Annotated in this window: 7 protein-coding genes and 1 tRNA gene; 5 read left to right on the top strand and 3 right to left on the bottom strand. The window is 45.6% G+C overall.

All coding sequences use genetic code 11. The annotated features are described in order from the left end of the window. Positions 1-158: 158 nt before the first annotated feature. Complete coding sequence (locus QUB10_RS18385) at positions 159-2,654, top strand: hybrid sensor histidine kinase/response regulator (protein WP_445300776.1); 2,496 nt, start codon at positions 159-161, stop codon at positions 2,652-2,654. A 170-nt stretch (positions 2,655-2,824) separates the two neighbouring features. Continuing rightward, the gene (gene cheB / locus QUB10_RS18380; RefSeq protein WP_333204333.1) at positions 2,825-3,910 is read left to right on the top strand and encodes a chemotaxis-specific protein-glutamate methyltransferase CheB; all 1,086 of its coding nucleotides are present in this window, start codon (positions 2,825-2,827) and stop codon (positions 3,908-3,910) included. 148 nt (positions 3,911-4,058) lie between these two features. Here cheB and QUB10_RS18375 read toward each other — a convergent pair whose 3' ends face one another. Then, on the bottom strand, positions 4,059-4,445 hold the full coding sequence (locus QUB10_RS18375; RefSeq protein ID WP_015175702.1) for a response regulator: 387 nt from the start codon (positions 4,443-4,445) through the stop codon (positions 4,059-4,061). A 737-nt stretch (positions 4,446-5,182) separates the two neighbouring features. On the opposite strand from QUB10_RS18375, the gene QUB10_RS18370 reads away from it, so the two are divergent. Continuing rightward, a complete protein-coding gene (locus tag QUB10_RS18370; RefSeq protein ID WP_333204331.1) occupies positions 5,183-7,990 on the top strand; it encodes a GAF domain-containing protein in 2,808 nt (935 codons plus the stop codon). A gap of 101 nt (positions 7,991-8,091) precedes the next feature. Continuing rightward, positions 8,092-8,163, top strand: a tRNA-Gln gene (locus tag QUB10_RS18365). 747 nt (positions 8,164-8,910) lie between these two features. Here the strand turns inward: QUB10_RS18365 and QUB10_RS18360 are convergent. Further along, positions 8,911-10,257 (bottom strand): serine hydrolase, encoded by a 1,347-nt coding sequence (locus QUB10_RS18360; RefSeq protein ID WP_333204329.1) that lies wholly within the window; start codon positions 10,255-10,257, stop codon positions 8,911-8,913. 335 nt (positions 10,258-10,592) lie between these two features. Here QUB10_RS18360 and QUB10_RS18355 point away from each other — a divergent pair, with 335 nt between their 5' ends. Further along, positions 10,593-11,708: an N-acetylmuramoyl-L-alanine amidase-like domain-containing protein gene (locus QUB10_RS18355; RefSeq protein ID WP_333204327.1), complete on the top strand. Its 1,116-nt coding sequence runs from the start codon at positions 10,593-10,595 to the stop codon at positions 11,706-11,708. Positions 11,709-11,991: 283 nt separating this feature from the next. Here QUB10_RS18355 and QUB10_RS18350 read toward each other — a convergent pair whose 3' ends face one another. Then, positions 11,992-13,344 (bottom strand): D-alanyl-D-alanine carboxypeptidase, encoded by a 1,353-nt coding sequence (locus QUB10_RS18350; protein ID WP_333204325.1) that lies wholly within the window; start codon positions 13,342-13,344, stop codon positions 11,992-11,994. Positions 13,345-13,833: the final 489 nt, after the last annotated feature.

The raw sequence follows: 13,833 nt of genomic DNA, 5'->3' as shown, positions 1-13,833 counted from the left end.
TCATTAGTCATTAGTCATTAGTCATTAGTCATTAGTCATTAGTCATTAGTCATTAGTCATTAGTCATTAGTCATTAGCAATCGACTGAGTATTCCACATAATTATCATTACCAATTGCCCATGAGCCATGCTCAATTACCTATTACTCAAAAACATATATGATGATTGAAGATCAAGAACTTCGAGATGTATTTAAAGTCGCTAGTCAAGAACACTTACAGAAACTAGATGACGGATTGCTGTACTTAGAACAACATCCAGACGACTTAGCTAAGTTAGAACAATTGTTGCGGGAAACCCATTCTCTTAAAGGTGATGCTGGGATGCTGGGAGTAAAAAATGTAGCATCTTTAGCTCATCAAATGGAGCATATTTTGGGAGGTGTCAAGCGGGGAGAAACTCCACTAAATTCAGATATTAGCGATCGGCTTTCGCAAGGTTTAGACGCCATCCGCCAACTCGTTAACGAAGCCGTTACCGGCCAAGATTCCGGCATTAATACATTTTATATCCTCGCTAGCATGATGGGTGCTTCTAGTCAGTTACAGCCACAGGCGGCCGCCTCAATAGTAGAGCCATCATCTTCACCAGTACCAGAACAACAGTTGGTAGAACCGCAATTTACTGAGCCTCCTACCCCAGAACTAGAAACCAAAGTTGAAAATTCAGAAGTCGTTAACTTAGAGAAGAATTCCTCTTTTTTACCCCTACAATCCCAGCCAGAATTTCCACTGCAAGCTCAAAACTTGCCTGCACCTTCTGAACCCGCCCCTGCGTCGGCGTCGCAGTCGGCAGTTACTGCATCATCAACCTCATCTTATCGCATTGAGACCATTCGTGTTGCTACTCAAAATTTAGACGATTTAATGACTCAAGCAGGGGAACTTACTGTCACAAAAACTCGGCTAGGACACCGAGTTGCCGAGCTCGAACAAATTACAACTTTGTGGGAAGAGTGGAGCCGAGAATATTTTGTAACGAGCTTGACTCTCGATCGGATGCAAATAGATGAAAACGGTATTAAAGCCAACGGTAAATTTAGCCAATTGCAGGATTACTATCAACGTACAGAAGAACGTTTAGAACGTCTCGGAACTTTAGTCAACCGCTTGAGAAATCGAGTTTATGAAGATACTGCCAGACTCGAATTAATCGCTGAGGCATTAGAATCAGGAATTCGCACTCTGAGACTGCTGCCTTTGTCTACTATTTTTAATTTATTTCCTCGAACTGTTCGAGACTTAGCGAAACGGGAAGGTAAAGAAGTTGCATTAGTGATTGAAGGAGGCGAAACTACAGCAGATAAACGCATTTTAGAGGAAATGAAAGACCCTTTAATGCACATGATTAGAAATGCGATCGACCACGGTATTGAAACTGTTGAGGAGCGGAAAAAACTAGGTAAACCTCCCGTGGCTACTCTCCGAATTAAAGGCTATAATATTGCTAGCAATATTATTATTGAAGTTGCTGATGATGGCCGGGGCCTAAATCTAGATAGCATTAAACAAACTGCTGTCAAACGTAATATTTGTACGCTTGAACAACTGGCAGAAATGACCGAAACTCAAGTACAATCTTTAATCTTCACTCCGGGTTTTTCGACCAAAAAATTTGTTACCGAAGTATCGGGTCGCGGGGTGGGTTTAGATGTAGTTCGCACTAATGTTGAAGCCCTAAAAGGTAGTATTCAAGTAGAGTCTTTGCCGGGAAAAGGATGCACTTTGAGGCTGCAAATCAGCACGTCTTTAGCTACAGCAAATGTATTAATTGTCGTAGTTGAAGACATTCCTTATGCTCTGCCAGTCGAGTTTGTAGACACGGCACAACAGGTGTCTCAGTCTGAGATATTTGCTATAGAAGGCAAGGAAACTATACTTTCAAAGGGTCAGCCTCTGTCAGTTGCTCATCTGACAGATTTACTAGAATTAAACAATAGACAAGGCTGGCAAAAAAATAGGTATTTTAGACAGGAAACCGGGAGCGATATTCTGATAAGAAATCAAAAACACTTCCTAAATTCTACTTCAAAAAGGCCTTGTATTGTTTTGAAAGTAGGGGAGGAAAGATTGGGATTATTTGTAGATGCTTTGATTGACGAACAGGATGTGGTGATGAAACCTCAAAGTCAATTGCTGAAACGGGTGCGAAATGTTTCGGGTGCCACAATTCTCGCTACTGGGGAAGTTTGTATGGTACTCAATCCCCACGATTTGATAAAATCTGTACGCCAGCAAGTTTCGTCTCGTGGGGTTGGGAGTGCGCGATCCCAACTTGAGACGGCCAGCAGAAAACAAGTTATACTATTAGCAGAAGACTCGATCGCCACGCGCACTCAAGAAAAACGCATCCTGGAAGGTGCGGGTTACGAAGTTGTGACTGCAGTAGACGGGTTGGATGCTTTCCATAAATTGAAAACTCGCGATTTTGATGCTGTGATTTCTGACATACAAATGCCCAATTTAGACGGTTTGGCCCTGACTATTAAGATTCGGGCGCAAAAAGAATACAGTGAGTTGCCGATAATTTTAGTGACATCTTTGGCATCCGATGAAGATAAAAAAAGAGGTGCTGATGCGGGGGCAAATGCTTATATTCCTAAAGGTACTTTCAATCAAGATGTGTTGGTAGAGACACTAAAAAGGTTAGTTTAGTCATTAGTCATTAGTCATTAGTCATTAGTCATTAGTCATTAGTTATTAGCTATTTGTTATTTACTACCAATTAGCAAGGCCCAATGCCCTGTGTCTAGTGAAAAATTTCCCGTGCATGGATGCCGAATTTATCATTTCCCGTTCCCCATTCCCCATTTCCCAGCAAACTGATGTTATCGCCCATTAAACTATTGTTAGTTGAAGATTCTCCAGTAGTTACGCTCGTCCTCAAACGAATTTTTGAGTCCTCGCCAGACATCCAAGTTGTAGGAACCGCTTGCAACGGATTAGAAGGACTAGAATTAATCCCCAAACTTCAGCCCCAAGTAATCTGTACGGATTTGAACATGGTACCAATGAACGGGTTAGAATTTACGGAAGAAGTAATGAAGAAATATCCGCTACCAATTTTAGTAATTAGTGCTTCAGTGCAAGCGAATGATACTCAGAATGTATTTCAACTGTTAAAGGCTGGTGCATTGGATGTTTTTCCGAAACCGATTGGCGGGTTGGTATCTGATTACGCTCGCCTCGCCAATCAATTAATAGCTAAAGTTAAAATCCTCTCAGGAGTTAAAGTATTTACACGGCATCAAAAAAAGATGCCAACAGAATATAATAATCAAGTTGTAAAAATTAACCAAGCACCAGTTGCTAATTACAAGTTCTCCAACGAAAATGTTAAATCTTCAACTATTAAAGTATTGGCTATAGGGGCTTCAACAGGGGGGCCGCAAGCACTGTACACGATTATTTCTAAACTTCCGGCTAGTTTTCCAGTGCCTATAATTTGTGTCCAGCACATCAGTGAAGGTTTTTTGCAAGGATTAGTTGATTGGCTGGGTAATGAATCGAAACTGCCTGTTAAGATAGCTTCTTTTGGGGAATTGCCACAAGCAGGGACTGTTTATTTCCCGCCCGAAAAACGTCATTTAGAATTGGACTCTCAAGGGCGATTTGTTTATTCAGAATCGGCTCATTCTGCGGGCCACTGCCCTTCTGTAACGGTGACTTTTAAGTCGGTAGCTAATTTTTATAGTCGGGCAGCAGCGGGGGTTTTGCTGACAGGAATGGGTAGAGATGGTGCTGACGGAATGTTGGCTATCGCCAGACAAGGGGGGTTGACAATCGCCCAAGACGAAGCTAGCTGCATTGTCTTCGGAATGCCCAAGGAGGCGATCGCCCTGGGTGCCGCCCAATATGTTCTACCTGTCAGTGCGATCGCTCCCCTACTCTTGGCTAAATTAAAAATTTAGGACTTACCTCGCAAATAGTGCAGAATACCCCGCCCCCCGACTTGTTAAAGAAGTCGAGGCTCAGAGAGCGCGAGCCCAACTTTTTAGTTCATTAATTACTCAAATTACTTCATTAATTACTCAAAACTGATTTTTTTTCTAAGTCCGATTATTTGATTTTGATAAACTTACCAATTACCTCGCGTAACTTATCAGCATCAAAAGGCTTAGTTAAATACTCTGTTGCTCCCGCCAAACGCCCCTGTACCTTATCAAAGGCTCCATCTCGCGCTGTCAGCATTACGATCGGCAAATTCTGAAACTGAGGCAAGCTCCGCACCGTGCGGCAGAGTTCCAATCCGTCAATACCAGGCATCGAAACATCGAGCAACAAAACCGAAATTTGCTCGTGATAAATCGTTGACAAAGCATCCACTGCATTGTCGGTTACGAGAACTCGAAACTCTTTGCTTAAGGCCTGTTTAACAAGTCCTTGCATCACGACGCTATCATCAACTGCCAAAATAGTTGGTACTTGACTGCTACTTGCAGACATATTCTTCTCCCTGTTTATTTATAGTTCTTGAAAATACAAAACATACTTCCTGCAGTTATTTTTTGAGAGTTGCCTCTACGCAATTGTCAACCCCGTTGGAGCGTTAGTTGAAACTTTACCCCTGTTTTTTTACGTCAAACTCGAAAAAAGGGATTGGCAGAGTGGTCGATCGGCAATTACAACAGTTGCAAAATGTGCATTCCAGCCCAGAAACCCTAAAAGGTCGAGTTTGAACAAGTCTTGTTACAAATTTTAACATTTTACCAATCTTTTGTAATTCATCTCCTAACTGTAGTTGAATTCCCGGCTAAGGCACAGCTCGGTAAAGGACACTGGTATTGTGGCACAAACCCCTGATTTAAATCTACCAGCAAGCCAGCTACCCACGATTAGGCAAGTCTGTTAAAATACAATTAAACTGATAAAAAATTTCTAGGTAAGCAATCGTCATATATTTTGCAAAGGTGCTTCCTGCCAACAGAGGCTCTTAGATTTAGAGAGCCGGAGGTATTCAAAAGCATAGTCAACTGGAAGTATAATTTATATAGTCTTAGATCAGGGGTGCTCTAACTCCCATAACCCAAAAGTTTCCAGATCAGTCAAGAGGTTAGTCTGAATTCGGCGCAAGCAGCCTGCGCCGAATTTGCGCCCACAGTCTCACATCACACAATTCATAGCTTGTTTTTCTCGAAAGTATTGAGAAGGGCGGTTGCCAGCAACTAGACGGGCAGTTACACATGATGAAAGCACCCTTGCCTCTTGGTAAAAAAGTGTTCAAGCTCCATAACATTGATTTGTATCAGCTTCTTGGCTCTGATCCAGAGGCTTGCTTGGACAATTTGGTCGGTTTGGCAGCTCTGATCGGCCGAACTCCTATTGCTTTCTTGAGCTTGATTGACGGTAATCGCCACTGGTTGAAGTCGCAGTTAGGTATCGATCGAACTTTGGCCCACCGTTACCTGAATTTTTGCGCTCGCGCCCTGGAGCCAACTCCCGAAGATTTCGCCCAGAGTTCAAACTCAAACTCGGAATTTGACCGGGTAATTTCCCTGCAACAACCGCCAGTTGCTCCCGAATTTGCGATCGAACTTCCTATAAATTCCTTTAAAGAACAGCCTGCCGCCATTGTTCGAGACGCTTCCACAGATGTGAGATTTGGCGAACACCCGCTGATCGTTTTCTACCCCTTCGTGAAATTTTACGCCGGAATCCCAGTTGTTAGCTCAGATGGGCAGGTGCTGGGAGTGCTATCCGTCATGGACTCGGTGCCGCGAGACTTGACAAAAGAAACGATAGAAGCTCTGCAAGCTTTGAGTCGGCAAGTTGCGAGTTTGGTGGAGCTACGCTGGCAATTAGTCAAAGCCCAGAAACAGTTGCCAGAGGTAGAAGATATCACCTCGGACAGCCCGCAAATCTCGGAGTTAGTTCCTGGCTCGACCCGATCGAGCTTGTGTGCGGTACATACGCCACAGAGTAGCAGGACAATATACGGCACAAAAAAGCTCCCGACGCTGGGAGAAACAGGCAAATCTCAATATGTGTGGGAAGCTTCAGCGGGCATCGGGCGCGCGGACGATACCCAACAAATCCGAGAAATCGTTGCCGGCCCCCGCGACACCTCTGATCGCCAACCAACGGCAGCGTCCCTACAAGAGCGAGCTCGCTTGGGAACCCTGCAAGCTAAAGTCGGTGCAGCCCTCGGACAAGGCGGAAAAATATCGGTCATCCTCAACCGCTGCACCGAGGCAATGGTAGAGTACCTCGACGCCACAGGGGTGAGCATCTGGACTTTCAACCTGCAGACAGAGCGGTTAGAATTGCAGGCCAATTCAGGACTTAGCAGCCAAGAGTGGGCAAAAGAAATAGAAGATTGGGTGCGAACAGAAGCGGGAAAACTCCAAACTGCTCCTGTGTGCCTAATGTCGAACCCGTCTCTGTGCACCATTGCCTATCCGCTGATTGTGGAAGAGCGGTTGGTGGGGGTGATGGCTCTGTGCAGTAGCGCTTTGGCAAGCGAGGGAGCGCTAGAAGTTCTGGGCTGCATGGCTAACGCCATCGCTGTGGCGATCGATCGCGTCACTGCCCGAGAAGAATTGTTGAGCCGCCGGGAAGGCCTGATCTTCGGCCTCGCCAGCCAGATGCGGAATTCCCTCGACCTCGACAAAATTTTAGATACGGCTGTCAACGAAATTCGCAGCTTGTTGCAGGTTGACCAGTGCTACTTTTTGTGGTATTCCATCTCGCGAGACGGGCAGCCCAGCTTTGCAATCACCCACGAGGCGGCAAATCCCGAACTGAAAGAGCGGCTCACAGAATACCCGATCGAACAAGTAACCCTGCTGGCCGAGAAAATTAGCCACCGCCAAACGCTTCGGATCGGCGACGCTGCAACAGCACTCTGCATCGAACCGCCCACGCGAGCTTTTTTGAGCAGTATCGGGATTGTTTCTAACCTGCTGCTGCCACTCAAGACTCGCTCCGGTCAAATGGGTGCTGTAGTTTGCAACCATTACAGCAGCCACCGTTCCTGGGCGACGAGCGAAGTGGAATTGCTGCAAGCGGTGGTGGATCAACTGGCGATCGCGATCGACCAAGCCGAACTTTACGCCCAAACCCGCGCGGCAGCCTTAGCCGCTCAGACTCAAGCCCGCCAACTGACGGAAACTTTGCAGCAGTTGCAGCAGAAAGAAGCTCAGCTCATCCAAAACGAAAAAATGTCCTCTCTCGGTCAAATGGTCGCCGGCGTCGCCCACGAAATTAACAATCCGGTTAATTTTATTTACGGCAACTTGACTTATTGCAAGCAGTACATGAAAAATCTGCTGGATTTGTTGCACTTGTATCAAAAGCATTACCCGGAGCCTTGCCCCGAAATACTCGACAAAAACGAAGAAATCGATGTTGAGTTCATAGTGCCGGATTTGCTGAAAATTCTGTCTTCAATAGAGATGGGAACTGAACGCATCCGCCAAATTGTCCTGTCTCTGCGGAACTTCGCGCGCCACGACGAAGCCGAGATGAAGCCGGTGGACATTCACGAAGGGATTGACAGCACGCTGCTGATTTTGCAGAGTCGCTTGAAGTCAAACGGGCTAGTGCCGGGAATTGAGGTAATTAAAGACTACGGCAACTTGCCGAAGGTAGAGTGCTACCCCGGACAGCTCAACCAAGTATTTATGAATATTTTGGCCAATGCGATCGACTCTTTGGAAAATCAGCCTCCACCTAAGACGATCAAAATCTCGACGGCGGTGGTGGGCCCAGACTCGGAGGCTGATGAGTCACGAAAGTCGAGGGGTCAAGTTGTGGTGATTCGGATTCAAGACAGCGGGCCCGGATTGCCCGAAAAAGCTAAATGCCACTTGTTTGACCCTTTCTTTACCACTAAACCTGTAGGCAAGGGTACGGGGCTCGGCTTGTCTATCAGCTACCAGATAGTGGTGGAAAAACACGGAGGAAGTTTGAAGTGTATCTCGGAACCGGGACAGGGAGCGGATTTCAGGATTGAAATCCCGCTAGCACGCCCCCCTGCGATCAAAGAATAAACCTGCGGGCGATGGGCTCCAAAAACATTTTTAAAATTTTCTTGTCAAAATGCTTGACAGATTCCCGTGTCTGGGTGTTACTATATTAAATGTTGAGACGTTGGGGCGTCGCCAAGTGGTAAGGCAGCTGGTTTTGGTCCAGCCATTCAGAGGTTCGAATCCTTTCGCCCCAGTTAAATTGTGTCCGGTCAATCAATTGTTGAACTCATTTTTTTAACTCATAGTTTAGAGTTAGCGCTTGCCAGACGAGAGACAAAAAACTTCTTTACTACTCACATCTTGCACCATTCTCAGGAACGGGCTCTCCGGCCCGTTCCACAAAGACTAGATTTTCTTGTGGAACAGACCGGAAAGCCTGTTCCTAAAAGACTAATTGAGAAGGGTGCAAGATATAAGTTACTAGAAACCTAATTAGGGCTTGCTCTTAGGATATAACAAACCGGGTTTCTTGCTGCGGGTTTTACCTAAAAGCCTAGATTTGTGGTCAAGAAATTGGTTTCTTTGGTCGTCAGTGCCCATTTTTCGCAGAAACCGTTGTTTGTGCGTAATCTCACTTCTGAGTGCCCCGGAATTGTATAGCAGAAGGCAGAAGGCAGAAGGCAGAAGGCAGAAGGCAGAAGGAAGAAAGCAGAAGGAAGAAGGAATAAAATAAATCGTTTCAGCCATTAACAACGTCCTAACTGTGTTGGCGGTTGCTATAAAATCGAGTCAACATTCAACACTCATATCAAATCCGGTTGCATTGGAGTCATTAAACAGCTCTTGACGCCGAGAAAACAGAGGAAGAGAACACAGAGATGAATAATTCCCATGCTACCGGATTGGATATCAACCATCCTTCAGTTTTTTGACCCCGAGTTAACAGTCAACAGTTAACAGTCAACAGTCAACAGTCCACAGTCAACCGGCCCTATTCGATATCACTGCAAAGTGGTGGGGCCACGAGCATTTAGCCGATCGAAAACGTATCGGGAAATGGCCGGAAAAGCTGTTTCGTCCTTGGCATAAGCCGGATCGTCTGCGAAAACAACTAAGATATAAATCGCGCGATCGTCTAAAGTTCTGACAAATGCTGCTTCGCTGCGGGATTTGGAGGTATAGCCCACTTTGGAACCAAAATAAATATTAGTTGGTAAAGATTCGCCAAGAAATCCTTTTATCGAATTGCTAGGGTCATTTTTCCATGCCTTGGGGTCTAAGTCTCTAGTCAGCAAGTAAGCCATTTTGCGACTGGCGACGCTGGAAACGGCTTGCCTCGTATAGATTTCATATATTAATCTTGCCGCTTGGTCGGTAGTTACTTGATTGCGAATCGGCACAGAAGCATCGCCCCGCAATTGCAAGTCGCGACCGATTGGCCCTTCTTGTCTTAAATAGTATATGGGATAATTTTTGGTGCTTATACGAAGATCATTGTAGCCGGCGGACTGGAAAAATGTGTTAATTTGAGTGCGCTTTTTTAGCCAGGTTTGCAACTCTTCTCCTGCGAGCCTGCCGCCGGATTTTGTATCTGTGATTTTGTCTAAAATTCGGCTAGCAGCATCGTTGTTGGAGACGCGAATCATTTGTTCTAGGTCGTTTTTAAAGGCAGATTCTCTTTGCGTAATGATGCCTTTTTCTATAGCTGAGTAAAACGCTGCCATCCAAAATAACTTGGCAACGCTAGCGGGAAATCGGAGAGTTTGATTTTGATATCCGGCAAAGGTGTGGCTTTTGGAATTGCTGACATCAAATAAGGTAATTGATAGCCGTTCTGCAGGCAGTCCTTTGCTGGTCGCAATCTTCACAGCTTCATCAACAATCCCTTGCAATTCTTGAGAGTAAACAGGATTAGGAGGTGTTTTGATGTTGTAGCTAAAGGTAGGCTCGCTTTGACGATCGGCTAAATTTTCCGATGGTTCAATTGTCGGAGGCGAGAGTGTTTCTTGAGGCGAGACGGTCTGTTGAGGCAAGATGACTGGCGGTTCTGGGGCACGGCGAATTCTGAAGGGTATTGTGACGACCCAAAAGAACGCGATCGCCCCGGCGATTAAACACAAAATGTTACGGTATTTTAGCCGAGAAAATTTCGTCCTCACTCGGCGACGAGAGGGCACTGGGCCTTCGCTGCTTTGGCGTCGGCGTCCGACGGCGCGCTGGCTGCTTTGGCGTCGGGATTGGATTAGACCGGTTGCATGAATGTTTGCTCGATCGGTCAACCGCAGATACAAGGCAGATGAACGCAGATTAACCCAGATAATTTCAAGAATTGAGAGCGACTTTTGCAAGAGGTCTATGGGGCGTCGGGTCTGGATTGGGCGACGAGATGGGACTGGGCGCTCGGTGCTTTGGCGTCGGGACTGGACTGGACGCTCGGTGCTTTGGCGTCGGGACTCGATTCGGCCTCGGGGCTGGATTGGGCGGCGTCGGCGTTCTACTTGCATTACAGTTTTGTGCTATCAAACTCGCACGATCAGTTTATAATAGGGCGGCGTCTAAATGACAAGTGTATCGATCGAGTCCGCTGTTGCCAATTTTATCGGTCTACTAGGCTGATTGAGACTTCGAGTAATTGTAAAATTTTCAGGATAGCACTGAGTTGAAGCAAAATCCTTTGAAAAACATGAGAAATTTTTGGAGTCTGGCTGTTTTGGGATTTGCGATCGCCGGCGCGAATAATTCTTTGATACCTGATGTTTGGGCATTTCCGTCTCAATCTGCTACGGGATATGTTGTCGATCGACAAACAGCAGGACAGGGCGCGGATCTAGCGTTTTCCTTGACGCGAGAAAGCGAAAATCTGGAAATAACAAACAAGCCAACTGTTTCCAGTTTTCCGAGTATGTTGTGGGACTTCAACAATTTAGCGGAAATTTCCTATTCCGAATTGCTGAAACTGCTGGCGAGACGATCGGACTCAAATAATTCAAATAATACGGAGAGAGAAACCGTTGCACAGCCTGAAGACATAGCACGTTTTGAAAAGGTTGTACAGTATGCAAAACAACAAAATTTGCACGATCGCTCTATGGGAGAAATCGTCCAGGCAATCGCCAATAATTTCCTAGGGAAGCCCTACGCCGCTGGTTTACTGGACAAATCCGGCGAAGAAAAGTTGCTCGTAACTTTGAATAAATTTGATTGCGTTTTATTTGTAGAAACAGTTTTGGCGATCGCCAGGGGCGTAGCAGTACAAGATTACGACTATCAAAACTTTGTAAATCGCATAGAAGAACAGCGGTATTTAAACGGTAAAATGAACGGTTATTGCAGCAGATTGCACTATTTTTCCGACTGGATTAACGACAATCAAAAACGGCAAACTGTGGAAAATATCACCGCCGAATTAGGCGGAGTGCCCATGAATAAAACACTAAATTTCATGAGTCAGCACCGCAGCAGTTACCCGCAAATGCTCAAAGACGAAGCAACTTATCAGTGCATAGTCAGCCAAGAAGCAGACTTAGCCAAAACTCCTGTTAATTACATCCCCACAAATCGGATAAAAAGTGTTTATTCTCAGTTAAAACCGGGGGATATTGTAGCGGTAGCCACCGATGTTAAAGGATTGGATGTCACCCACACAGGTTTAGTCTACCGCAATGCGGACGGCAATATGGGTTTAATTCACGCTTCGCCGGCTGGGGAGGTAACAGTTGCTTACGACTTACAGAGATATATTAGCAGAGTCGAAAGTGCGATCGGCATAGTAGTCGCTAGGGCGAAAACACCTAATTAAATTAGTTTGTACTCCTAGGTTGCATCAGCTTGCATTATTTTAGCTGCCAATTCACAATTTCTGTACTGATATCAAATCCGGTAGCATCGTCCTGTATTCATCTCTGTATTCTCTCCCTCTGCGTTCTCTGCGCCCTCTGCGGTTAAATCATTCCGATGCAACCGGAAACGATATGACGCACCCTACCAAGTAGAGAAACCGGGTTTTTTGCCGAATTTGCGGATGGCAACCCGTCTTTTTGTAAAAAAACCCGGTTTCTGGGCCCCCATGCGTCAGCCTCAAATCAATTGACAATTTCGCTGCGAGATACCTTACTCTTTCTAGCAGGATTTGGCGTTAATTCCGGCGGCGAAACTTGAACACTTCCCCACTCATTCAAAAAGCTTTTCAGCAAAACCTCTTGCTGAGTGCGAAATGTCTCGACATTTGCCCCTCCATTCATAATCACAAACCACACAGTTTCTTGTTTTTGAGTTGGCAGCGCTCCGCCCAAAGCGCTAACATTATCCAACGTGCCAGATTTGATTACTGCTAATTTGGGAAGTGGCCGTTCTGATAGTATTCCTTTATCTTTCCCAACTACAGTTAAGACATCAGCAACTGTCATGCTGTAAGGTTCAAGATAGCGTTCTAAAGCTATAAACAACGCGCAAGCAGCCCGGGGAGAAATGAGATTTTCTTCGCTCAATCCCGAACCGTTGACGAGTTGAATTTCTGCGGGAGGAACTCCGGTTGCTGCTGCTGCTTTTTGCGCGACTGTTTTAGCGCCACCGACAGTATCAGCTAGCATATCTGCCATGAGATTGTTGCTGTACTGATTCATTTTTTTGATCAGTTCAGCGAGGGGCAAAGAATAATGTTTGACTACAGGCTGCACGTCATTGGGAGATGCTGACAAAACTTTTACAGAACCCTCAATTGCTATTTGGGGTTTCGGCGTATTTGGAGGCAGGGTTTGATACTGGGCGGCGGCTTCGCTGGGCCAGATTTGACTGTTCAATCCTTGTTTGAGCAATTCTCCCGATTTGAGGGGATCAAGTTCAAAGTTCATGTAAAACTTATCGACAATTATCAAATTGCCACTGACTCGCTTGATGCCTTTTTGATTTAAGGCGTTACCGAGGGCGATCGCCTCTTCCCAAACAAACAACGGATCTTCGCTTCCCTGAACAATTAAATCACCTTTTAATACACCGTTTTCAATTTTTCCAGTTGTACCAATTAAGGTGATAAATTGATGTTCCGGCCCGAATTGTTGCAGTGCTACGAGAGATGTTGCTACTTTGGTAATAGAAGCGGCTGACCGAGGAACGGTACCTTGATGATTGGCTAGCAAAGTATTGCCAGATTGCATCCAGACGCCTTGGTTTTCTTTGGCAAAACCTTGGGCTGCCAACCCGTTGAGATATTGCTGGATTTTGCTATTTGTGGGGGTTTTAGGATTGCTAGCAGAGACTATTAAGGGCTGAGGCTGACTTGGTTTAACCGGCGGCGGGGAAGATTCAGCTACAGGAGAGGGAGATGCAAGTTGAGGTGATTCAGTAGCTGCACATCCGGCAATAATTGTGAGAAGGGCGATCGAACTCGCAGCAGTCAAGTAGCGGTTTTTCAGCATTACTTTAATTTTTTTCATCATAATGTACGATCGTCTGTTCGGCACGCCCGATGGAAAGTTTAGCACTAGCCGGCGCGTTTTGGAGCATCCGCATCTGCGTTACCAGAATCCGGAACCGCTGGCATTAGGTATTTTCTTCTCCATCTTTCTTCGTGCTCTACCCTACGGGAACGGCTTCGCGGAACCCGCTTTCGTGGTTCGTTAAATAGATATTGTTTAAATACTGCGGGATTTTATACCAATAGCCCGGACTGTTTTTAGTTCGTAATCTGAAACCCTGAATTTTCGTTGGTAGCTCACATCTTGGATTATTCTCAAGAACAGGCTTTTCGGCCTGTTCCACAACAAGTGCAATTTCTTGTGGGGAGTAGGGGTTGGGCCGAAGAGCCCGCCCATAAAAAGCTTATTGAAAATGGTGCAAGATGTCAGTTGGTAGTTCGATTGCCGCAGATCCTTGAAACCCTTATTTTACGGTTGGTAATCAAAAACTGTTTGAAGTATTGTTATACC

It is taken from the genome of Microcoleus sp. B5-D4, assembly GCF_036705145.1.
In the GTDB taxonomy this organism is placed as follows: Bacteria; Cyanobacteriota; Cyanobacteriia; order Cyanobacteriales; family Microcoleaceae; genus Microcoleus.
This window is presented reverse-complemented; position numbering and strand designations above follow the sequence as displayed.